Here is a 22320-nt window from a genome sequence, read left to right as displayed (position 1 = left end):
TGTCCTTAGCCCTGATTTATTCCTTAACCTGATCTTGTGTTGTTAAATCAGAAATCACGCCGGTGGTTGGGTCTACCTGTTTTTCTACAAGGGTAACTTCACTGCCAGAGCGGACTTTTTGCAGCCCCTCAATAATCACTTTATCGCCAGTTGCCAAGCCTGATTCAACCACTCGCATTGCGTTTATTTGACGCCCTAAAACCAACTGACGCTGAACTACCTTATTGTCGTTATCGACGACCAACACGGACTCTCCTTGTTGGCCTAACTGCACAGCAATTTGCGGTACCATGGGCAATGCTTGTTTGGCATTTCCCTCAACCAATAAGGTGACGTATAAGCCAGGGACTATAAGCCCTTCAGGGTTTTCAAATTGAGCTCTTAGTTCAACAGTTCCCATACCGGCATCAATTTTAGTATCGGCAAAAACAAACTGCCCCTGACCTTGATAAATAGTATTGTTAGGGAGTTTTAACGATAGGGTAAAGCCTGCTTGTTGTGCTTGTGTTGCTTCAGAGCGTGACTGCAAATAGGTGATATATTCACTCTCATCTATCTGGAAATTTACGTACACGGGATTAGTTGCTTGTAAACTCGCTAATTCACCTGAACCGGGCCCAACAATATTGCCGATATCTTGGACTATTTTACCAATCTGACCAGCAAACGGTGCATGAATGCGAGTATAGCTAAGGTCTAATTCTGCTTTTTCTAGTGCTGCTTGTGCAGAGCTCACCGCTGCCTTTGCTTGCAAATCTTCTGCAATCAGCTTGTCGAGATCAGATTGTGAAATAAAGCCCTGTGGAGCAACTTCCTGACCGCGAGCTAGATTGCGCTTAGCTCGCTCGGCGGCTGATTGCTTACTTTCAAGTTCTGCTTTTGCTTGGGTCAATGAAGCTTGGTAGGTTGAATCGTCAAGCTCAAATAGCAATTGATCTTTATCTACTGTGCTGCCTTCTTCAAAATGTTTAGCAATTAACTCACCCTCTACCCTAGCCACTATGCTAGCCTGCTGCGAAGCTTGCGTTCTCGCGACAAAGTCTCGTACAAAACCAACAGGTTCAGCAGTAATCCGATATACCGAAACCGCTGGTTTTGGCGCAGCCGAAGGTTGCGCACTTTCTTGGCTACAAGCCAAAAGCATGGAAAGCAAGCTCAGTAATATGCCGTGTTTAACAGTTTGCTTTATTCTATGACGAACCAAAGGCTTGGCTATGTAGACTTCAGGTTGGATGCTTTTTTGCAACATTTACTCAACTCCGTGCTATTAATTAAAAGCTTGAGACTTTAGATGTGTTAAATACAAAAAGTTCGACTTGTTCAACGTTTTATTTAACACATTGCTTAACAAGTAAAAAACTGATTGTTAGTTCGATTATGGCACTACACGATAGCAATCGCGAGTAACAATTTTTTAACAAGCAACAAGTTCAGCAGTGAGCGCGATAAGGACAGTCGATTGAATGTAAGTTGTACGGCTAACCTAACCATAAGCTTATGACAAACACTTCATTCATTGAAAACACGCACTGCCTGGCTAAAGCCTGCGCTAATAACTTAACTAATAACCGCACTAGTTAAATTGACTGCGAATTAAGTTAGCGCTATTGGTCATACTTGCAATTGTTGTTAACACCCCTGCAATTGAGCCGAAAATGATAAACAGAGATTCACCGGAAATTAAGGCGACAGCACCGAGTAACAAAGCAATACTTAACACAATTGGCACGCGATAATTCTTCCACACTCCTTGCTCACTTAGTTTGAACAGTTTTCCCATCACCTCTGGCGGCTCAGCGTTTAAGACAAAATAAGCGAAACTGTCATTCACCAAGCGAATATCGTCATTATCAACACGGATAAGCCCATTCAGAGCCAAGTGCTCAACCATTTGACTATTATTTGGATTTAAATAGCGTTTTTTTGCTAGATTAAATAAGGCGAGTTTTTCCGCATTTGAACACAATTCCCATTTAAATCGATAAAAAGCTTCTGCGTGGATTAATATCAAATTAATCGTTGCCCATTTTTTCTGAGTTGCTAATAACGGTGAAACATCTTCGCTAAGAGATTGCGGATAAACATAGGTTTTTTTTGCTCCCGCATTTTGCTCATCAGCTAGTTCAGCCAACGCGTCTATTGATTTAAGTTCCGGAAAATGTGCTAACTCACGCGCGAGTAATGTCTGGTCAACATCGGTTGAGAAAGCCTCTGGCAATTTAAAATTAAAATCCATTAAGCATTCTGACCAAGATAAATACTCGATATGTTCGAGGCGCATTTCATCGCTTTCCGCCTGTGCTAGTGCATCTTTTAGAGCTACCCTTTGTAAACAATGAAAACCACTGTACATGCAAAAGTCGTTAATTTTTTTATCCAGTACTAAGCCTTTTAGATCAATGATGATAGAGAGCAAATGTTGGCGCAGCCCTCTTTGCTCCAAGCAAGTTTCCAAGTCCCATAATTGCACTGATAAGTTTGATACTTGCTGGTTATTGTCAACGTCGCCATCAACGCTAATTTTGAGGTTAGGTAATTTTATCTGCTGATCAACAATGGCGGTTAGCGCTGGACTTAGCGCGGCTAATTTTTTCACAAAAGGATTATCGAGTTTATCGCCTTTAAGCAGGCTAGCATATAAATTCAATTCAACCCCGTTTAAGCGAATATTATCGCCTTTAATGAGTAAGTTAGTGTTTCTCTTATCTGTTGGAATATCTGCTAAGTCTTGGCTTAATTTTTCAATATGGCGCAGAAAATCCATGCCGAAATACATAAACGTCCAAAGCACCTTACTGTGCAGTAAATACCAAATAACACTCAGCAAAAATACAAGGCATATCATCAACATACTGTAACCAAGCATGGCTAAGAATGGCTTCTCTAAATTCAGCTGTACGCTCTGTGCTGCTGGCTTAGGTAACATGTAGGCTTGTAGCCAACGCCATAATTGCTGATTACCCACCGCTGTTGCGAAATTTGGAAAATCTTCCGGAGTTACACTGTTGTTGGTGCATTTAGTATGATTTAAGTAATTTTTTTCCCCTAACATCAACATAGCAGGTTGCTGTTGGTAATTGGTAATAGAGTTAGGAAATAGAGTCAGCGCTTGTTTAGTAATTTCTTCTCGCTTAGCGTTAATAAGCGCACACTGGTAATTTTGTTGTTGCAAGGCGACACCGCGAAACGATGCCTCGCTGGTCGCTGAAAGGTACCAAAATACAATGACGAAAATCGCTGATACTGTTATCCAAAGCTTAGCGGGAATGTACTTCATCGCTCGTGCTAAGCGGCGAATATCTTTAAACAAATGATTCGGTAAACGCTGCCAAATAAGACTAATGCCATACAGCACCGCACCTAAAATGACCAAAGTTAATGGTAAATACCAAATCATTTCATCAAGCGGTAAAAGCTTAACAACTGCACTAATGGTAACGACCATCACGATAATATTAGTGGCAATAAAACCTAGTCGGCGTTGTAACTCATAGCTAATAATAACTGGCGAGTGCATCGCTACTTTTGCGTCACTGCTATCATCAGTGTTAGCTCTAGTATTAGCGTTAGCTGAAGAATTTGAACGCTCAGTATTTGTAACCTTAACACGGCTATTTACCGCCAAGCTTAACCCTTTGACTAAGGCAAAACTGACCAGCATCAAGGTTGTGATCACTAGCATGTAATAAATAAATTTATTCGTTTGAAACCAAGTTGTTAGCTCGTTTGGCGCAAAGACCACCAGTGCCCATTCGTCAATAACAGTCGGGTACAAATAAAATGCACCAGCTTTTCCATGGTAATTGCCTGATACCCTTACCGCCTTTTCTTCAGCTGATGACGAATAACCTGAAGACTTTATCCACTCTGTTAACCCTTGCTGGTTATTGCCACTAAAAAAGATATTCTCGTTAAGTGCTCGATCAGCCTGTGAATGAAACAGTACTTGCCCTGAGTTTCGGTCAAGTATCATATGTCTAAGATCGGCAAATAATGGGCTGGGGGTGAGTTGTGCTAGGTGCTCAAAGTTAAGGTATTTTCCCTTAGCCTGCTTGTCACTTTCTTCATCGAAAACCGCAGCCAATTGAAAATATTCCATTGCGGGTATTAATACATCGGCAATTAATACTAAGCTACCTTCGCTTTGCTCATCCAAATATTCGAACAATGGCATGGATAAGGTGGTGCCCGTTGTGCCGTTAGTAATGTTACGCAGCCGCTGCATGTATACATTACGCATAGTTCTGGAGGCTGCCGTGATGTTTTCGTTCAATGGCAACTGCCAGCCTTGCTGATCGCGCACCTTTTTAAAGTATTGACGGTGCGACAAGTTAATAGTTCTTGGCGTACTAAAGTTTTCGCGGTAGTAAAGAGAGGGTAAAGCGGGGTTGCCATAGCGGTTTACCGCCAACAGGGAAATCAAGCCATTAGGGAGCGCTAGAGGCGCCCTTTCATCGACAAGTTTAATACCTGTTGGTTTATTGTCTGGATTTCGCGTTAGATTCAGACTTTGGGCGTAAACTCCCACAGATGGCAGGTTTGCAACGCGGCACGGTAGTGTATTGGTAATATTGCTTACTACCTGCTGATATGCGAGCCCATCTTTGTCTTTATTTAACTGTTCAAATGATGTGTACTCAGCCTGTAATTTTGCTCGCTGCTCTTGTTCGTCTTTACTTTCTTTATTTTGCGTAACATCGGTTGAATTGTCTGACTGTTGGCTAACAGCTAAACAGGTACTTAGATCGTCTGATACGCCCTTTTCTCGGTTCGCATTTACCGCATAACTTACCAATAGACTCGTTTGTGGTGTGTTACGGCAGTATGCCCCCTGCTCACTTTGTTTCACGAAAATTGGAATAGAGTGACTGTCTTTCACATTCTTAGGAGACTGCAAATCAAGGCAATAGCTGCCAAGTTCACTTGGCTGCGCAATTAATTGGCTCAATTTCTGATAAAAAGGCCGATAACGGTGCACAGAATTGAATATTCCATATATTTCAGTATTAAACTGATCAGCAAGCGCCTTAATGTATTTTTGCGTGGCATTCGCTTTCACATGCGATAAATACTTACTTTCGACGCTGGCCAACACCAAAGCAAGTGATGCACTGAAGGCCAAATAGCAGGCAAGCACAACAAAACCGCGAAAGAATTTGGTGGTGAATTGGTTTTTAGGTTGCAGGTAAAGGCGAAGAATGGCGACTAGTACGCATAATGTCAGAACAGAGATAACTATCAGCGGAATATTCCACTTGCTAGTGGCACGCTTGGATAATTCGATGTTTTCGACAAAACCAACAAGCGTTAGCGTCGTCGCTTGAACATAATTATTGTCGTTTTCTTGGCTCTTGTCTTTCGCTGACTTTGGATAGGCGAGCTCTTGCTCAAGTGTGAAAGGAAAGACATAAACCCGATAATCACCGTGCGCTAATTCAACATCAATATGCGAAGAATGTGACGGTAAATTAACTTTCTCTCTGTCTTGCAACGCTGTTTTGTTGCTAGTTGTCGAGAAAATACTTTGCTGATTTTTAACAAAGGACTTAGCAATAAAATTTAAATCACTAAAGGATATTTTGGTTTCATTACCTAACGTGGTTAGCACTTTGTCTTGAGCGTTTACGATCAATATTTTACTAAAGACTGCGCCAGCTTTCGGTAGAATGTCACTATCACTTAAGCTTGCCAATTCATTCTGCTCGCTCCCTTCACCTTTTTGAACCACTAGCTTTTTAGCTTTTAACAAATAAACCGCATTTTTAAACGCCGACTTTCTATCGCTAGCATTAGCCACTTGACTTTTATAACTGGCAAATAGGCCACGAATCGCAGTGTCTGACTCGCCATTTTGATGGGCGCTGCGCAGTTTATTGAGGTTGTTGTTAAATTCTACCGACGCCTCGTAAAGGAGCCGATAGTTTTCATTATTTACATGACTATTGCGCTGTCCGATATCGTGGAAGAAGTAAAATGTGACAGATATGACGATAAAAGCGGGGATTAACAACCATTTACGAGGCCGCTTTAAGGGTGCAGATGTCGCATTCGACGCTTGTCCTGAGGATTGTGCTGCTTGGTTGGCTTCCATGCATGGTCTCCGGTCGCTTTATTAACTATCGAACAATATCGCCATAACGCAAGTAAAACGGGGGCTAGACGTGCAAAAACAAGAAAATAGATTATGCTCAATGGACAGCGATTACCGTCACGGAATAAAGGAACACACCATGAAACTATGTGCATTGGTTGTAGGACATAAAAAGAATAACCCTGGCGCTAAGAATCAAGGCGCAGGACTTAGCGAGTTTGAATTTAATGAACAGTTAGCGATTGATATTGAAAGAAAAGTATCAAACGTCAACGTCCAACGAGTGTACCGACGTACCTACCGCCAGCTGCCATCAGACATTGATGAACTCGCCCCAGACTTTATCGTTAGCCTGCACTGTAATGCGTTTAATCAACAAGCAAGTGGTTGTGAAATGCTGTACTACCACAGATCACAAAAAGGCAAAGCCATGGCTGACATCCTCCAAACTAAAATACAAACAGCGCTTGGCAATAAAGATCGCGGCCTTAAAGCCCGTAGTGCAGAAGATCGCGGTGGGTACTTGCTTCGCTATACCAGCGCCCCTTGTGTTATTACCGAGCCATTTTTTATCGATAACGATGAAGAACTCGGTAATGCTAAAACAAATTACGACCAACTGGTTGCGGCCTACGCAGAAGCTATTGAGGCAATAGCAGTGAGCAATGCTGTTGTGACATAGATCTTTTACCTTAGTTCACTCGTTTATTAGTTATGCGGGAGCTGTATAAACGCGAACAAGGCTCAGTTGATATGCCATTTAACGGTCACCACGCTCAACAGGTTAAAGTTTAACCATCCATTACCGATAAAGAGTTATATATAGGCTAATCAACTGTAAGGACGCTAGGTAACTATTATGTTTAATCCGATAGAACAAACTGTTAGTACTAGGGTTGCCGGTACATCGGAAACCCATAAGAAAAGGAAATCACTGCAAACTTTTTTACGAAATAAGTTTACAGATAACGATGGCAGTAATGGACAAGAATGGAGCGGCGAAGAACGCCGTCAAGGTGATGATCGTCGCCAAAAAAACATGATAGGTCAACGCCGCCTCGACAGTCGTAATAAAACCGATCGCCGTCAAGCTCAATTTTCAATTGAAGTTTAATTCATCTGCCTGTCACAATAATCAGTTAATAAATTATGTATATCAGTTAGCTAGCAGCATTCTAGTCTCATTAATGCTAGCTCAACTATTCAACAAACACGTATACGATTAACTAATACATACTTATAAATGATGAAATACCGCTCACTCCCCCTGTCAAAACCTCTGATTTTTACTTTGCTTTTAATCCTAGTGATGGGTTTTCAGTCAACTGCAAGCACTAAAGAATTAGACGAAGCATCAAGCTCCCAGCAATTATCTGCATTACCGCCAGTACCAATGACTATTATTGCGCATCGCGGGGCTAGTGGTCATTTGCCGGAACATACCATGGCGAGTAAAGCGCTTGCCTATGGTATGGGGGCAGATTTTATCGAACAAGACGTTGTTATGAGTAAAGACAACCACCTTATTGTTCACCATGATTTAACCTTAGATGCCACAACGAATGTCGCTACACAGTTTCCCAATAGGCAGCGCCAAGATGGTCATTTCTATGTGATTGATTTCACCTTAGCAGAGCTAAAAACCTTGTCAGTTTCAGAGCGTGTTACTACTCCCGGCAAAGCCAAGTACCCCAATCGGTTTCCAATTAACATTGGGGAATTCAAACTACACACGTTAGCTGAAGAGCTAACGTTAATTCAAGCACTCAACACAAGCCACGGTAAGCAAGTCGGCATATATCCAGAAGTTAAGTCACCATGGTTTCATCACCAAGCGGGAAAAGATATCAGCCTTGCTGTTTTGCAAACGTTAAAAGCCTTTGGTTACACACAAAAATCTGACAAGGTATTTTTGCAAAGTTTTGATGCCAATGAGCTAATGCGCATCAATAGTGAGTTGCTGCCCAAATTAAAGATGAACATTGCTTTAGTGCAGCTTATCGCATTTACTGACTGGCAAGAAACAAAACAACGTGTTGGCGGCAAATGGCAAAACTACAGCTACGACTGGATGTTTTCAGCACAAGGGGTAGCGCAAATTGCTCGCTATGCCGATGGTATCGGCCCGTGGTTTCCAATGCTTGTCGATGACAACTGGCAAGCTTCCGCACTCTTAACTGAGGCGCAGCGATTGAATATGACCATTCACCCATATACATTTCGCATTGAAGATACACCTAAGCGCTTTGCGAGTTTTGAGCATTGGTTGCAGTACACCAACAAAAAGCTGGGCATCACTGGAGTTTTTACTGATTTTCCTGCTCGCGCAAAATCGGCATTGATGCACTGAGTGGTGCAAAGCATCTGACTATTTAACTTATTAACGCCGTATAAACTGATAGAATAATGCAGATATTAGCCACACGACATTAAGTTATCGCTAGGTGCACTGCGCATTGCTAAATTAAGAGCTAAATTAAAATTATCAATGAAATACCTAATTCGATTAGTAAGATATATAGCACTGGTTGCACTCGTTATTGTTACCAGCGTTAGCAGCCAAACACACGCCAACGTTCCCAAACAAGAGATAACCATTAACCCCGGTAAGTACTTCAATTACTATCATATTCAGCTTGATTTAATTCCTAACCAGTACCGTGTCAATGAACGTTATGGCTTTAATCCTGGTGGGCAATTTGAAGTATTTATTCCCAAGGAGCTATTCCCTATACCCGCACCAAACTGTCGTGAGCATATTATTGTACGTATGCCCTACTCTAATAACACACATCAGAAAAAAGCTTTGTTTGAAAGGCTTTCGCAATCAAAAGAGACAACTCGCGTAACACTTGAGCTGAACCCTTACCTCAACATTGTTACCGAATCACCACTTGCTCTTGAGTTAACTTATTGCAATGTGTTTTTTCGACATAAACATGGTGATTACTACAATAAGCCAAACTAGCAACATAGATTAATCATTATTAATCAGCTACTTACAGTTAATTGACTGTGATTAACTTGGGAAGTCGCCGCATATGAAAACTGCACCCACCCGACATTTTGTCCAAAACTGACTAGGTTATAACTTTTTTTCATTTCCAACAGACCGACTGGTCGGTTAATATGTTATTAAGCTAGTCAAGGTAGAGACTCATGAGAGATCCAGAACAAACGCGACAATTGATACTAGAGGTCAGTGGTGAAGAAATTCGTAAAAACGGATTTCAAGCAACTAGTCTATCGACAATTTTGTCTCGCTGTCACATCTCAAAAGGTGCGCTTTACCATCACTTTGCAAACAAGCACGAGCTTGGTTATGCGGTAATTGAAGAAATATTTACGCCAATGTTCCTTGCTTCATGGGAGCCCGCGGTTACACAAGCCGATCCAATTCAAGGACTGTGTGATTTTTTTCATGACTCAGCAAACGATATGAGCTGTGAAGACGTAGTATGTGGTTGCCCACTCAATAATTTATGCTTGGAAATGGCAAGTGTTGATGAAGGATTTAGACTGCGTACTTTAATGATGCAGCAAAAACTAAACACGCTTATTTCTGAGAACTTAAGACGAATAAGCGATCAATTGCGAAATGATATTGATTATTCTCAGGTCGCATATTTTATCGTTTCGGTGTTTAACGGCTCAACAAGTTTGAGTAAAGGCACGCAAGAAAAAGCATTGTTCCAAACCGTAATGGCGGAACTTTGCAATTATATTCAGTCGCTTAGACGTAGCAACTAACCAAAACAAACAAGATCAATGAATTTACTGCTCGCTGTGGTCATTTTTTGTATCTAATTTTTAACAGACCAACTGGTCGGTTTAACTGATATTAAGGGTTTTATTATGTATAAGGTATTAACTACTATCGTATTGCTGATTAGCAGTATGTTTACGGTGCAAGCGGCTAGCGTGTCGCCATACCAAACGCTAGAGACAACAGGCAATAACCTGTTTAACCGCATCGCGCAACAGCAGCAAGAATTAGCGAAATTCCCTGATTTAATGCGCACTATTGTTGAAGAAGAATTAATGCCACATGTCGACTACAAATATGCAGCATTTCGCATTCTTGGTAAGCAATTAAAGAAAACCACTAAAGAAGAGCGCAATAAATTTGCCGATGCAATGCGCCATTACTTAGTTAGAACTTATGCTACGGCACTAGCGAGCTATACCGACCAACAAGTGATTTATGAGCCAGAAAAGTCTTTTGAAGGCAAACGTGTTGTTGCGGTTTCAACGCGCATAATTGATAAGGATGCCCCTGAAATTGAGATTCAGTTCAAAATGCGTCGCAACAAGAAAACAGGCCAATGGAAAGCGTTTGATATGGTCGTTGAAGGTATCTCATTACTTGAAAGTAAAAAAGCAGAACTAAATCGTAAAATTCAACAACAAGGTTTGTCACAAGTTACGCTAGAGCTAGCATCTATCGCGAAATAACTTGGCTTAATAATTGTTAAATCAGTGTTGTTAATTGAACTTATTGATTAAAGCATTCCACCTAAACATTTTCTCCTTTACTCTCTTCGGGCCACATTACCAATTGGAAATGTGGCTCTTTTTTTACCGCAGAATGGTCGTTTGTTTCCTTACACTCATTAAGACTCTTACTCACTATGAATTTTAGAATCCAACCGATATACTGCTGATTACAGGCAATGTAATGGAGGCTAAGAATGTCTGGAACGACTATGGTTGTGCTTATCGTGTTTATTTCTGTTGGCTTTGGTGTAATGTACGATATGTATCAAAAGCACCTACGTTTTAAAGAAAAGTCACTGAAATACAACGCGGAAAATAGTAAAGAGAATGCAGCGCTCAAATCACAAGTCGCACAATTAGAAGAGCGTGTACAAGTATTAGAAAAAATTGTGACTGACGAAGGTTATGCCGTGAATAAGGAAATCAACGGGTTATAGCTCGTTGCAAATGCGACATCGAAATAAATTGAGTTTTCACACCAGTTAAAGGTCTAAAATTGAAGTTAATTATGCGTAGCGAGTTTGACGACTTGCGCCTTAACGACGCCCATTGTTTTGACACAGACAGCAATGGTGATAAACAAATTGTGAGAATTTACTGCGGTGAAACGTTAATAGCAAAACGAGTGAAACATAAAAAGTCGATCCGCTACTTTGGTATCCAAGGCTATCAGCAATATCTCACCAATACCTAACCTAAGCCAACCTGCAACGACTAACTAACCTAGCCTGCGCTACTAGTTAAGCTTATATCGGCCAGTTCAGGTGATTACTTTTCTAATGACTAATGTGAATGACTAGTATAACTACGATTCACCCAGTGCTTTTTCTGCGGCTTTGACAACGGCTTCGTCAAGCTCAGGAATACTCGTATCAACGCCCGCTTCCATCGCTTTAACAACTGCTTTTAGCACCGCAATACGCGCATACCATTTCCGGTTGCCAGGGACCACTTGCCACTGGGCATGATTTGTATTGGTAAATTTAAGCATATCATTAATGGCAACATGATAATCGTCCCACTTTTCACGATTGCGAATATCTTCTTCGGTTAGCTTCCATCGCTTAATAGGGTTGTGTAATCGCTCTTTAAAGCGCTTTAGCTGTTCATCGCCACTAATGTGCAAAAACACTTTGACGATGCGTACATCATCATCTGCCAACAAACGCTCAAACTCATTAATTTCTTGGTAAGCTCGCTGCCACTCATTAGGTTTAGCAAATTCCTCAACCCGCTCTACTAATACACGGCCATAATAAGAACGATCAAAAATAGCAATACCACCTGGCGCAGGCAATTTGGTTTGGAACCGATATAAATAATGCTTTGCTTGCTCAATTGGATCCGGTGCCGCAATGGGATAAACCGTAAAGCCCCTCGGGTCTAACTTTTCCGTCAATCGGCGAATAGCGCCACCTTTGCCGCTGGCATCCCAGCCTTCGAAAACAATTAAAGCACGCTTACCTTGCCTAAAATACGCTTGTTGCACTTGCAACATTCGTTGCTGCCATTTTTTAAGCTGCTTTTCGTACTTGGGTTTGTCTTCAATCGCTTGCGTTAAATCTACAGCTTCAAGTTGTTCGCTTGGTAAAACTTTGATGTCAGAAGGTAAATGCATGGAACTAAAAAAAATAGGGTCAAGTAAATTGACTATAGAAGAAGACAAATCTCACCACAAGCACAGGATAAACATGCTCAGCCCTAATTATTAACTACTTGATACTTATCAAGCTATTGAAGCTATATGGCTATAGGAGTTGATAGCAAAAGGCGAGTGCCTAGTGCTTAGTTTGCATTTTTAATTGCACTAAACACCGCCAATTACTTCCCTGAACTAAAGAATGATTTCGCGAGGTTTACTGAATGCAGGCATTACTTAGTACTGACATTACTTAATGCTGACGTTGCTTTCGACTCTGAGAACGACTTGCACTTTGCCTGCTCGACGTATGATTGCGTTTCTTATAATTACTGCGCGCATAATTTTTTGCCGGCTTATTTGCCGACTTGTTATAGCTTTTCCGACTTTGACTAACCTTTTTATAAGCACTGTTTTTGTAACCGCTGTTTTTACTTACTTTTTGGTACTTCTTGTTAGCATTACCAGCAGCCTGATGACGCAATTGACTATTGATATTGGCAACTGGCTTTTTCTTGTTATTGGCGCTGGCAAAATATTTCTTAGCTGGGCGACTAGCTGATTGTTGACGAATGGTGCTATTGACTTGAGCAGGTTTCGCTTGAACACGCTTTATGCCAGCTTTTGAGCTGGTAGTGTGACGGTTTGACTGGTTGCGCTTAAAGTTGTCACGCTTAGCTGATTGGCGATCTTGTTTATGCACAAGCTTCGCACTATTTCGCTGATACTGTTTTGGCGCACTGGTTTTAATCACACTAGTTTTTGACGCACTGCTGCTTTGTTTATTCAAATCACCTTTTACACGTTTAAAAGTGTCATGTTTACGCTTGTAGTTATGCTGCAGAGCATTGTGCTTATGGGGTTTTATCCCCCTCTTGCCGCTAGTTGAGCTTTTGCCAACATAACGCACCGCGTGATTACGCTTATGAGGGTATTGGCTGCGATATTTTTCTTTAACCACTGCCGTGCGATAGGCAACATTGCGACGGTGGTAAGGTTTATGGTGCCAGCGTTTGCTATAGCCGCTATATAAAATGTGATGGCGTTTGCGGTAATAGTGGCGATAGTGATTGTGGAAATTTCTACGATGATTGATCACCACATAGCCGTTATGCCAATGAAATGCGCTGAAAAAGAAGCCAACACCAATATGAACACCTCGGTGCCATGTAATAGGCCAATAATCATGGTGATGGCGGTGAAACTTATAGCGGTGTCGCCAGTAAACAGGTGGGTAATGACGCCAGCGCCAATCGCCATAAACCACACGAGTGTCGTAATATGGCACATAAACCACTTCTGGTTCACGCGACACAATCACTATTTTTTCTTGCTCGTATTCAACATCAACTTTATCAATCGCGTCTAAACTTCCTGCTTCTTGAGCTTGTAAGCGCAGTGACTGAATACTATCGAGCACATCTTGCTCTTGGGCTAAAAACGCATCCCCAAGTTGGCGCAGCCAAGTTAAATCTTTATTCATTTGCTCGAGCACAGTCTCAAACGGCACTAACGCGATAACACTTGCATCCCAGTCCTGCTGCGAAGCTCGCTCGCTTAGTGTTTGTGTTGAGACATCTCCTTGCAGCTCACGCCAACGGTAAGCTTCAACAACCTCTAGGGGGTAGCTAGCAGCGATCAGAATGTGGCTAAGTAAACTGTCGGGGTACAAAGCAATGGGTGCCAAAAGCTGTGCTAATTGTGCTTGAGAAAGCAATGCTTGCTCATCACTGTTAGCAGAATTGTGTTTTTTTGATTGGTGATTGTCTGACGAGTGCTCATTCGATTGATAGGCGCTATCACTATAATCGATTGCGAGAGCCACTGTGCTAGTGAAGGCTAATCCACTCGTTAGCGCAGCAGTCAGCAATAACGTGGGGTTGAACAAGTGAGTTTTCATAATAAAAATCCCTCTCTTGACGAGTTGCCTTTTACTATAAAAACCGCAAGCTGAATTATTGCTGAACAATTTTCGAGCAAATGCCGAAAAGCTATCGTTCGATTGCCGAATGGCTAATATTTACTTTCTCACTCAAAACTTTCTAGGTCACTACTTTGTTGCTAAAGACATGATTTATATGAGCCAAAACAAACAAGAATAAGTCGCTGCTCAACTGCTTGTTATAATGTTCCTATATGGCAATAATACCAATTGAAATAAAGAATTAGTCATTCAGCGAGAGTTAAAAGGCTTAGAGGCAAGGCATTGATTGCAAAGAATGGTTATTCCCTTGTTAAAATCAATAACGCCGCATATAAGCCTTTTAAACTCGCCCTTGGGAGCGTGTCAGCGGCGCGATAATTTCGCCAAATTTATTCGATGTAGAGCAACTATATCTGCACAAATTTGGCTGATTCTCCCACCGCTGACAACGCTCTGAATTGAGCAATTCTTTAGTTCAATTGGTATCAATCTAATCTAAGTAGCAACACATGACTGCAATTAGCAATCTCAACATGAATTTTGAACAGCGCGTTGTTGTATCAACAGCACAGCAAAGCTGGCTGGCTAGCCCCAAGGCTGGAGTATGGCGCAAACCTTTGGCCCGAGAGGAAGCAGAACAAGGCCATGCGACTAGCATAGTGCGTTATGACGCTGGTGCTTCTTTTTCAGAGCATAATCACCCGTTAGGTGAAGAGATTCTGGTATTAGATGGCGTATTTTCAGATCAAACCGGTGACTATCCAGCGGGTACTTATATTCGTAATCCCAAAGGCTTTGTGCATGCCCCATACTCAGAGCATGGCTGCACGTTATTCGTCAAATTACATCAATTCCAAGAGTCTGACACCGCACAAGTCAGGGTGAATACGCAAACAGCAGCTTGGTTACCAGGCCAAGGCGGATTGCAAGTGATGCCATTGCATGAACACGAAGGAGAGCACGTCGCTTTAGTGAAATGGCCTGCAGGTGAGAAATTCAAACCTCACCGCCACTTTGGTGGTGAAGAAATATTGGTGTTATCTGGTGAATTCAAAGACGAGTTAGGTAGCTACCCTACCGGAACCTGGCTGCGCAGCCCCCATATGAGTCAGCATCACCCGTTTGTAGAGCAAGAAACGATTATTTGGGTAAAAACGGGGCACCTGCCTTTTGACCCATACCAACCCGTTTAAAATGTTTAATTGCTCCATTAAGCACTAATCAAGACATAAAAATGGTTAATATGCTCGTTGTCTTATCCTCGTTGTCTAAAGCGCCCATTGCCTAACAAAGCGAGCAAAGTTAACTCTGCACTAATATTACTGAGAATGCGCTTAGCCAGATTAATTTTATCCAGTAAGAAATTCGCTGGTATAAGCCAACCTTACTCTCCATGCCAGCATCTTTGTGGGTTTGCGATTGTTTAACTGATTTTGCCATCTTTACTAAATAGTAAATTGCCAATATCACAGTCAGTACAGACGCAATTCGAAACCATGTTGGCAGCGCTAAATTATCACCGCTAAATGCCACCAACATGGGCGCAATTAATAACGAGAGCAACATAATAAAGCCAGCCCAAGAGTGGACTTTGCAGCTATGGGTTGGCTCTTTTGTGTACGGGTCTTTATCCATAGGGAAATAGCCCGCAACCCAAGTTCCTAGGCCGTGAATAATAATTAAATAGCCAGTTGACTGTATTGCTATATCGGCGCCAGCACGCGCTTGAACGTACCAGCCAAATACACAAAAAATTGCGCCTAAAGGGTAGTTATTGATTAGCGGTGATAGTTTCTCTGTTGGGCTGCCAGCCGCCCCCAGTTCGCTACAAAATTGATTGCTGTGATTGTAATTGGGATAGAACTTGGCCGCGATATAAACGCCAATGGTTATCCAAATAGTCGCAATAAGCCCAGATAAACCTGCGATAACTTCTAGAACGTTGATCAAATTTGTCTCCATATAAAACCATGAGAATCATAAAAAACTGGGTTAACTGAGCTGCAACCCAAGCACTAGCTTCAGTTGATGTGAAATGATAACTCAAACAGCGCTCCGCCTAATTCAGCATCACGTTTGATATCAATTTTTCCTTGGTAGCTAGTCACGATATCTCTGACAATCGCTAATCCGATACCGTGGCCCTGTTCATAAGTGTCAGCCCGCACACCGCGCTGCATAATGCTGTCCCGTTTGTGCTCAGAAATACCGACCCCATCATCTGCTATCGATAATGTTAAATACTTGGCGCTCACATTGACCGTTACCGCCACTTTAGCTGTCGCGGCTTTGTATGCGTTGTCGAGCAGATTACCAAGAATTTCCATTAAATCAGCTTCGTCACCTTTGAATTTGGCGCCTTCAGCGACTTCAACGGCGACGGTGACTGTTTTATCACGATAAATTTTTGCCATAGCTGACAATAATTTATCGATGCAAGGCTTAATATCAACACTCAAGCGCCAAGCTGATTGGCCAGCACTTTGCGCGCGCTTTAGCTGGTGTTCGACAATATGGTTAATCTTGCTGACTTCTTGCTGAATTTCACTAGACACCGCTTCCGCACTGCTAATCGTCGCTAAGGGTGTTTTTAAGCTGTGCGCTAAGTCCGCAAGCGCATTGCGGTAACGCAGTCGTTGAGTCTGCTCGTTTGCGAGCAGATTGTTGAGCTGACTAATTGCTGGCTTTACCTCTATTGGGTAATCACCTGCAACCGACTCACTGTCGCCCTGCTCGATGGTTTTTAATTCGTGAGTTAGCTGTTTTAACGGTTTTAACGTCCACGACAGCCACCACCACATCACGGCGGCAAAAACAATGGCAATAATCGCCAGCCAGATCAGCAGTTGCTGACGAAACGCTTTTTGCGCCGCCATATAATCTTGCTGGCTTTTAGCGATGTGTAAGGTTAGCGGCATATCTTGGTTAAGATCGGCAAAGTTAACCGAAAAGCTCGAAACAAACATCGCTTGCTCTGCGAAAGTCACCGAGTAAAATGCCCGCTCCCCTTGCGCAGGGTAAAACAAGTTATCCATTGAGGTAATATTAAGTGCGGAGTCAGAATGCCAAATCAAGCGCGGCGTTTCCGTTTCTATGGGTGTTTCTGTAGGCGTTCCTGCTATCGGTATTTGATCGGAAATAAGCGCATACAAGCCAGAGTCAATCACATTAAACTGACTTTCTTGAAAGTTGGTTGGCGTTAAAAGTTCACCGTCGATGTAATCAGTTTCCGCCAATATGCTGTAGCTATGAGCGGTTAACTCCTGCTCAACGGCTTTTAACAAATGCTTGGCAAAAGCATCATCAAGGGTAAAACCTATAGCCGGTAGCAATACAAATAGCATTACTACGGCACTGGCGATTAGTCGGGATTTTAACGAAGGTACGTCCATCACCTACTCTTATTGGCATAAATATTGGGATAAAAATTCTGAGCTAAGTGGCATTCGCTAGCGTAAATTTGACTCGAGCACAAATTCACTCGAATACAAGTTAACTGTCACTGGTTAGCTATCAATGTTTAACTATCAATGGTGCGCAAACGATAACCTTGACCACGTAAGGTTTCGATAAAATTATGTTCACCCTCAGGGTCAAGTTTCTTACGCAAGCGCCTGACAAACACTTCAATCACATTTGAGTCTAAGTCAAAGTCTTGATCATATAAGTGTTCGGTCAAGCTCGTTTTAGAGACTACTTTGCCTTGCTGTAGCATCAGGTAAGCAATCAGTCGGTATTCATAACTACTCAGTGACACCTCTTGATCGTTAACCAATACTTGATGGCTCGCTGTATTGATACTCAGCGCGCCGCTCGTTAATACTGGGCTTGCTTGCCCTGCACTGCGGCGAATAAGTGCGTTCAGTCGAGCGTGTAATTCTTCATACTGAAATGGTTTGGTAAGGTAATCATCAGCGCCAGCGTCTAAACCTTGCACCTTATCTTGCCAGCGATCGCGCGCTGTTAGGACAATGATCGGGAACTTAATATCAAGCTGCCTCAGCTCAGTGATCAATGAAATACCATCTCTTTTTGGTAAACCAATATCAATCACCGCAGCATCGTATGGGTGCTCACTGCCAAGGTATAAGCCTTCTTCGCCATCAAATGCCGAGTCAATACTAAAGCCTTGTTTAGCCAGTGAAGATTTTAAATTTTCATGTAGTTGTTGATCGTCTTCAACAAGTAATAAACGCACAGACAACTCCTCTATTACTGTGAGTAATTAAGCAAAATCCATTAGCCTTTGATTTTGCCACTACCATCAACAAAAACACTGACAATACGGCCGTCTTTTTTGATCAACTTAACGCGATAGCCATTACCGGACGGCTGCACTTTAAGTACTTTACCGCCAAAGCGCGACTGCACCTTTTTTGCCGCTTGCTGAGCCGTAAACCCTTTCGAGCGACTTTGCCCGCCTTGCTGCTTATCAAAATAAGGCTGAGCAGTCACCGCAGGCGAAGTCGCCAGCAGCAAACAGCATGAAATGAATATTAACGCCAACCTTGTCATAACAACCTTATTTTATTGCTTTATTTTACAGAGCTTATCTAATCACTTTAGTGTAAAAGAATGCAATCGCAGATGAAATGTTTTTGCCAATTTTGCCTTAGATTAGGAGAAATAAACTGAACACTTGCTGAACTCAAAGTTCAGTTTTTATTCAGTTGTTCGCTGCTTTAATAAGCCTCAATTGCAACAGGAGGCACAAGATGAATACTGAAATCACAACTCAACATTCTGCCAACAAAGCACGCCTATTGGCGATGAAGAAACAGCATAAAGGTAAACGTGCTGCAATAAAGCAGCTACTGCGCAAGCGTCAAGCTAACCGCCAAGAAGTTCGCTGGTTTAAATTTGTTGCTTGTATTTGGTGTTTGCTATTTATTGCACTGACTGCCGAAGCCGTTGAGCAATCACAGCATGCATCTACAACCGAAGAGGCAACAACTGAAGGGGTTACAACGACGCTTGCCAATCAACTGCTAGCAGCAGAGCAGCCAAGTGAGTTTCAGCAAATTAAGGTCGTTGCTGATTACACTCGCGAGCTGCAAAGTACTGATAATGATAGTAACAGTAATATCAACGGCGTTAATCAATTTCCTTCAGCAGCAAACCAAAAGCTTAGTGAAGCGCCATTACTACCAGTTAGCACCAGAATTTCTCGTGCCGAGCATCAAGCAGCCAAAGCACTAAGCCAATTACCGATCAGTAAGCAGAAAATCGAAATAAAGGCGGCACGTAGTTTTCGTCAAGAATTTAGTATATTTGACGCTGTTACGCGCTTGTTTGATGACATTGACGCCGACGGATTCTTTCGCACCTTTAGCGTGACTTTCGATGCCGATGTATATACCTACAATGGTGTTAATGAAGCACTGGTATACGCTGATATCTATCTTCGCCAAAGCGGCAGAGACTGGGAATACTTCTACTCGACTGATAACTTTATGATCTTTGGTGAGTCAACTGACGACCAATACGAAGTATTGAGCACATTAGCCAGTGGCTACCAAACAGATCACTATGATGTGCTCATTGACCTTTACCAAGTAGGTTACAGCAACATTGTTGCCACCTACAGCAGTGATGACAGCAGCAGTTTATACGCTTTACCGCTTGAAAGTGAAAACTACGATGTTTATTACGAAGAAGAAATTCATGTCCATGGCGGTAGCTTTGCATGGTTTGGCCTAGCCGTCATTGCAGGAATGCTGTGGCAGCGTCGCTCACAGACTTAATGAAAGTTGAAATACTTGCGCTGGCGAATACCAAGTTAGTTTGAAAATTCAGGCCGGAATATTATATATTCAGTGTAGTTGTAGACTCGATTGAAAATTAGATTGTAAAGTGGGCTGCTAAGTGAGTGCCGCTACAAAAATTGCAGGCATTAGGCACTTACTTATCTAAGCGTAACCACAAACACAATTACCCTAGGATTATTTGAACACCAATAAGGATAGCAAGCATGTCTGCCTCGGCAATTGCGTTAACCGCATATATCACTGCGCTTGGCGAAAGCATACAAGACGTAAATGATCAGCGCTTATCACTCACAGAAACATCGCTGACAATTGAATACCAAGACACTTATATTCCGTTTAGTCATAGTCAATGGCGAGTACTTAATCACACGGTATGCTTTGATAACGACCGTAACTCACCTGAATATTCTGACTGTACCGTTAAGGCTAAGTCATTATTCAATCAAATATGTTCAGCGCTATCCAATCGTACAAGCCCGTACTGGCATCATCAAAATTATAAGGAAATGTATTGTCAGGCTGCGGTTAACTTCCAACCTATGGTAGCCACCATCTCTTATGGCGACAGCACTCAATTATCGGCACAAGAGAAAAAATGTAATCAACTGATTTTAAAAGCACTTGTTAACCAAGACGCCAAATCAATTCAAGAAAAAAATGCTGCTTGTGACGCTGTTCACAGTAAATCTCAAGCGCCAGTTGTCAATAAGCCCGAGTAAAGCACTCAGGCACTAAATTAGGTCCAGCTAGCTACTCTTGACTAACTTTTGTTAACGAAAAGCCCTTAACTAACCTTTGTTAACTCACTAGGCTAAGCCCTGGTAACGTAATTTCGAAGCGAGCGCCTACTGGCGAGTTTTGTAATTGAATTCGACCATTGAGCACGTTACCCATTAAGCTGCCCACTGTTGTCAAACCCAAGCCTATTTTGTTGCTATTGCGCTGCGTGGTATAGAAAGGTTCGAAAACTTTATCGCTATGTTGCTGATCAATACCACAACCATCATCTTGATAGTTAATAACAATTTCATTGCCTTTACGAATCGCACTAATGTGAATATTGCCCTTCGCTTTGTCAATAAAGCCATGAGCTAATGAGTTTTCAATTAGCTGATAAAACACTTGCCACAAACACTCTTTTACACAAGTGATAGGCAATTCCTGCGAATCAATAAACAATTGATGATCGCCTAATACGCTATGCAAACTTGCCTTAACTTCCGCAAAAAAAGTGCTCAATTCAAACGTTTGTTGAACATCACTGACTTGCTTGGCATCTAGCTGTTGGAATTGGCTTAGCAGCGAATCTGCTTTAATAAGATTTTTCTTATTAATTTCAGAAAGCTGATGCAGTTGTGTAAGGTGCTCTTCAAATGCGCGGCGAGACATAACACCGTTTTCTAGTGCATCAAACAACTTCTCAATTTTATCAACAATCGCGCTAACCGTGGTCAAGCTGTTGCCAATTGGCGTGCTAATTTCATGGGCAAAACCACACAATAACGCATTGGTGGTTAGCATTTTCTCTTCTTCAATTCGCTCAATTTGCTGTCGAGCTTGTCGCTCAATGCGATTGGCAAGTGCCTTATTTGTCGCTTCAAGTTCGCTGGTGCGTTCATCAACCGTCAAACTCAATTTCGTATTGGCATCCAATAATTGCTGACGATTGTAATCGTTCTCAAAAACAACTGCGGCAAGGTTGGCGCTTAACTCAATAAACTGAATATCTTCATCAGTTGGCTTACATGGCGTACTGTAATACATCGCAAAAGTGCCATATACACGACCATCTTGACCAATAATCGGCTCAGACCAACAAGATTGTAAACCAGCTTCTAGCGCCAAGCCCTTGAATTGCACCCAGTATGGATGCGTATTGATGTCTTCAACGATGACGCGCTGTTCAATAAAAGCGGCTGTGCCACATGAACCTACGCCCATACCAATGGTAGTGCCATTTAACGCTTCGCAATAAAAATCAGGCAGTGAAGATGAAGCAACTGAGTGCAAAGTTTTCGCTTCGTTATCCAGCAATAGCACCGAACAGTACATATTTGGGTTATACACTTGTGCTTTGTGGCATAAGGTATTGAGTACAGAATCAAGCGAATCACCCGATGCTACCATGCGTAATACTTCGTTACGTCCTTCTTCAAGCTCCATAGCTCGTTGCCAATAGGCAAGTTGTTCATTTAATGAGGCGGTATTGATTGGGCGTCGAATTTGGGTCATGGCTACAACTTAAGGTTACTACTTAACACACAGCAATTTGCTAGGCTCACATCCTAGCACTTTAGCGGATTTTAAATCTACCTTCACCAACAACACTATTTTATTTTGATATAAATCAAGCGATTAACTTATTACTGGGTTAATTATTTGTGAGCGTCATAAATGCAGT

Annotated in this window: 20 protein-coding genes; 11 read left to right on the top strand and 9 right to left on the bottom strand. The window is 42.1% G+C overall.

Annotated features, from left to right (window positions below):
• Positions 1 to 16: 16 nt before the first annotated feature.
• Together DXX92_RS06605 and DXX92_RS06600 are read right to left on the bottom strand one after the other, a co-directional pair.
• Entirely contained in the window at positions 17 to 1249 is a 1233-nt protein-coding gene (locus DXX92_RS06605) for an efflux RND transporter periplasmic adaptor subunit (protein ID WP_245961419.1), read from the bottom strand.
• A gap of 324 nt (positions 1250 to 1573) precedes the next feature.
• The gene (locus tag DXX92_RS06600; protein WP_115999734.1) at positions 1574 to 6091 is read right to left on the bottom strand and encodes a hypothetical protein; all 4518 of its coding nucleotides are present in this window, start codon (positions 6089 to 6091) and stop codon (positions 1574 to 1576) included.
• Positions 6092 to 6230: 139 nt separating this feature from the next.
• Here DXX92_RS06600 and DXX92_RS06595 point away from each other — a divergent pair, with 139 nt between their 5' ends.
• The 8 genes from DXX92_RS06595 to DXX92_RS06560 all read left to right on the top strand — a co-directional run bounded on the left by DXX92_RS06595 (position 6231) and on the right by DXX92_RS06560 (position 11282).
• Positions 6231 to 6773 (top strand): N-acetylmuramoyl-L-alanine amidase, encoded by a 543-nt coding sequence (locus DXX92_RS06595; RefSeq protein ID WP_181901707.1) that lies wholly within the window; start codon positions 6231 to 6233, stop codon positions 6771 to 6773.
• Positions 6774 to 6950: 177 nt separating this feature from the next.
• Positions 6951 to 7205: a hypothetical protein gene (locus DXX92_RS06590; RefSeq protein ID WP_115999732.1), complete on the top strand. Its 255-nt coding sequence runs from the start codon at positions 6951 to 6953 to the stop codon at positions 7203 to 7205.
• A 195-nt stretch (positions 7206 to 7400) separates the two neighbouring features.
• Positions 7401 to 8441, top strand: coding sequence for a glycerophosphodiester phosphodiesterase (glpQ, locus tag DXX92_RS06585; RefSeq protein ID WP_116002322.1), 1041 nt, complete (start codon positions 7401 to 7403; stop codon positions 8439 to 8441).
• Between the two features lie 138 nt (positions 8442 to 8579).
• Positions 8580 to 9059, top strand: a complete 480-nt coding sequence (locus tag DXX92_RS06580) for a hypothetical protein (RefSeq protein ID WP_115999731.1) — start codon at positions 8580 to 8582, stop codon at positions 9057 to 9059.
• 191 nt (positions 9060 to 9250) lie between these two features.
• Positions 9251 to 9841 carry a TetR/AcrR family transcriptional regulator gene (locus DXX92_RS06575; protein WP_115999730.1) on the top strand — a complete coding sequence of 197 codons (591 nt, stop codon included), beginning with the start codon at positions 9251 to 9253 and terminating at the stop codon, positions 9839 to 9841.
• A gap of 105 nt (positions 9842 to 9946) precedes the next feature.
• Positions 9947 to 10546 carry an MlaC/ttg2D family ABC transporter substrate-binding protein gene (locus tag DXX92_RS06570; protein ID WP_115999729.1) on the top strand — a complete coding sequence of 200 codons (600 nt, stop codon included), beginning with the start codon at positions 9947 to 9949 and terminating at the stop codon, positions 10544 to 10546.
• Positions 10547 to 10782: 236 nt separating this feature from the next.
• The gene (locus tag DXX92_RS06565; protein ID WP_115999728.1) at positions 10783 to 11025 is read left to right on the top strand and encodes a hypothetical protein; all 243 of its coding nucleotides are present in this window, start codon (positions 10783 to 10785) and stop codon (positions 11023 to 11025) included.
• Positions 11026 to 11084: 59 nt separating this feature from the next.
• Positions 11085 to 11282, top strand: coding sequence for a hypothetical protein (locus DXX92_RS06560; RefSeq protein ID WP_115999727.1), 198 nt, complete (start codon positions 11085 to 11087; stop codon positions 11280 to 11282).
• A 111-nt stretch (positions 11283 to 11393) separates the two neighbouring features.
• Here the strand turns inward: DXX92_RS06560 and DXX92_RS06555 are convergent, their stop codons facing one another.
• Both DXX92_RS06555 and DXX92_RS06550 read right to left on the bottom strand, forming a co-directional pair.
• On the bottom strand, positions 11394 to 12254 hold the full coding sequence (locus DXX92_RS06555; protein WP_245961418.1) for a polyphosphate kinase 2 family protein: 861 nt from the start codon (positions 12252 to 12254) through the stop codon (positions 11394 to 11396).
• 226 nt (positions 12255 to 12480) lie between these two features.
• Positions 12481 to 14127 (bottom strand): DUF3300 domain-containing protein, encoded by a 1647-nt coding sequence (locus DXX92_RS06550; protein ID WP_115999725.1) that lies wholly within the window; start codon positions 14125 to 14127, stop codon positions 12481 to 12483.
• 533 nt (positions 14128 to 14660) lie between these two features.
• On the opposite strand from DXX92_RS06550, the gene DXX92_RS06545 reads away from it, so the two are divergent.
• Positions 14661 to 15344 carry a cupin domain-containing protein gene (locus tag DXX92_RS06545; protein ID WP_220347629.1) on the top strand — a complete coding sequence of 228 codons (684 nt, stop codon included), beginning with the start codon at positions 14661 to 14663 and terminating at the stop codon, positions 15342 to 15344.
• A 109-nt stretch (positions 15345 to 15453) separates the two neighbouring features.
• Here the strand turns inward: DXX92_RS06545 and DXX92_RS06540 are convergent, their stop codons facing one another.
• The 4 genes from DXX92_RS06540 to DXX92_RS06525 form a co-directional block, all read right to left on the bottom strand.
• Complete coding sequence (locus tag DXX92_RS06540; RefSeq protein ID WP_245961417.1) at positions 15454 to 16101, bottom strand: DUF998 domain-containing protein; 648 nt, start codon at positions 16099 to 16101, stop codon at positions 15454 to 15456.
• Positions 16102 to 16172: 71 nt separating this feature from the next.
• Positions 16173 to 17543 carry an ATP-binding protein gene (locus DXX92_RS06535; protein WP_115999722.1) on the bottom strand — a complete coding sequence of 457 codons (1371 nt, stop codon included), beginning with the start codon at positions 17541 to 17543 and terminating at the stop codon, positions 16173 to 16175.
• A gap of 128 nt (positions 17544 to 17671) precedes the next feature.
• Positions 17672 to 18349, bottom strand: a complete 678-nt coding sequence (locus tag DXX92_RS06530) for a response regulator transcription factor (RefSeq protein ID WP_115999721.1) — start codon at positions 18347 to 18349, stop codon at positions 17672 to 17674.
• 41 nt (positions 18350 to 18390) lie between these two features.
• Positions 18391 to 18666 carry a PepSY domain-containing protein gene (locus tag DXX92_RS06525; protein WP_115999720.1) on the bottom strand — a complete coding sequence of 92 codons (276 nt, stop codon included), beginning with the start codon at positions 18664 to 18666 and terminating at the stop codon, positions 18391 to 18393.
• A gap of 200 nt (positions 18667 to 18866) precedes the next feature.
• On the opposite strand from DXX92_RS06525, the gene DXX92_RS06520 reads away from it, so the two are divergent.
• The gene (locus tag DXX92_RS06520) at positions 18867 to 19895 is read left to right on the top strand and encodes a choice-of-anchor H family protein (protein WP_115999719.1); all 1029 of its coding nucleotides are present in this window, start codon (positions 18867 to 18869) and stop codon (positions 19893 to 19895) included.
• A gap of 227 nt (positions 19896 to 20122) precedes the next feature.
• Complete coding sequence (locus DXX92_RS06515; RefSeq protein WP_115999718.1) at positions 20123 to 20638, top strand: hypothetical protein; 516 nt, start codon at positions 20123 to 20125, stop codon at positions 20636 to 20638.
• Positions 20639 to 20717: 79 nt separating this feature from the next.
• On the opposite strand, the gene DXX92_RS19095 is transcribed toward DXX92_RS06515, so the two are convergent.
• Entirely contained in the window at positions 20718 to 22151 is a 1434-nt protein-coding gene (locus DXX92_RS19095; RefSeq protein WP_181901706.1) for a GAF domain-containing sensor histidine kinase, read from the bottom strand.
• Positions 22152 to 22320 lie beyond the last annotated feature (169 nt).

Origin of the sequence: Thalassotalea euphylliae (assembly GCF_003390395.1) — a bacterium.
Classification (GTDB): domain Bacteria; phylum Pseudomonadota; class Gammaproteobacteria; order Enterobacterales; family Alteromonadaceae; genus Thalassotalea_F; species Thalassotalea_F euphylliae_C.
The sequence above is the reverse complement of the archived record's forward strand: the minus strand, read 5'-3'. Positions and strand labels throughout refer to the sequence as shown.

Bases quoted from the DNA above. Each gene is read 5' to 3' on its own strand.
- DXX92_RS06605 (WP_245961419.1), bottom strand. From the start codon at position 1,249: ATGTTGCAAAAAAGCATCCAACCTGAAGTCTACATAGCCAAGCCTTTG.
- DXX92_RS06600 (WP_115999734.1), bottom strand. From the start codon at position 6,091: ATGGAAGCCAACCAAGCAGCACAATCCTCAGGACAAGCGTCGAATGCG.
- DXX92_RS06595 (WP_181901707.1), top strand. From the start codon at position 6,231: ATGAAACTATGTGCATTGGTTGTAGGACATAAAAAGAATAACCCTGGC.
- DXX92_RS06590 (WP_115999732.1), top strand. From the start codon at position 6,951: ATGTTTAATCCGATAGAACAAACTGTTAGTACTAGGGTTGCCGGTACA.
- glpQ (WP_116002322.1), top strand. From the start codon at position 7,401: ATGGGTTTTCAGTCAACTGCAAGCACTAAAGAATTAGACGAAGCATCA.
- DXX92_RS06580 (WP_115999731.1), top strand. From the start codon at position 8,580: ATGAAATACCTAATTCGATTAGTAAGATATATAGCACTGGTTGCACTC.
- DXX92_RS06575 (WP_115999730.1), top strand. From the start codon at position 9,251: ATGAGAGATCCAGAACAAACGCGACAATTGATACTAGAGGTCAGTGGT.
- DXX92_RS06570 (WP_115999729.1), top strand. From the start codon at position 9,947: ATGTATAAGGTATTAACTACTATCGTATTGCTGATTAGCAGTATGTTT.
- DXX92_RS06565 (WP_115999728.1), top strand. From the start codon at position 10,783: ATGTCTGGAACGACTATGGTTGTGCTTATCGTGTTTATTTCTGTTGGC.
- DXX92_RS06550 (WP_115999725.1), bottom strand. From the start codon at position 14,127: ATGAAAACTCACTTGTTCAACCCCACGTTATTGCTGACTGCTGCGCTA.
- DXX92_RS06545 (WP_220347629.1), top strand. From the start codon at position 14,661: ATGACTGCAATTAGCAATCTCAACATGAATTTTGAACAGCGCGTTGTT.
- DXX92_RS06535 (WP_115999722.1), bottom strand. From the start codon at position 17,543: ATGGACGTACCTTCGTTAAAATCCCGACTAATCGCCAGTGCCGTAGTA.
- DXX92_RS06525 (WP_115999720.1), bottom strand. From the start codon at position 18,666: ATGACAAGGTTGGCGTTAATATTCATTTCATGCTGTTTGCTGCTGGCG.
- DXX92_RS06520 (WP_115999719.1), top strand. From the start codon at position 18,867: ATGAATACTGAAATCACAACTCAACATTCTGCCAACAAAGCACGCCTA.
- DXX92_RS06515 (WP_115999718.1), top strand. From the start codon at position 20,123: ATGTCTGCCTCGGCAATTGCGTTAACCGCATATATCACTGCGCTTGGC.
- DXX92_RS19095 (WP_181901706.1), bottom strand. From the start codon at position 22,151: ATGACCCAAATTCGACGCCCAATCAATACCGCCTCATTAAATGAACAA.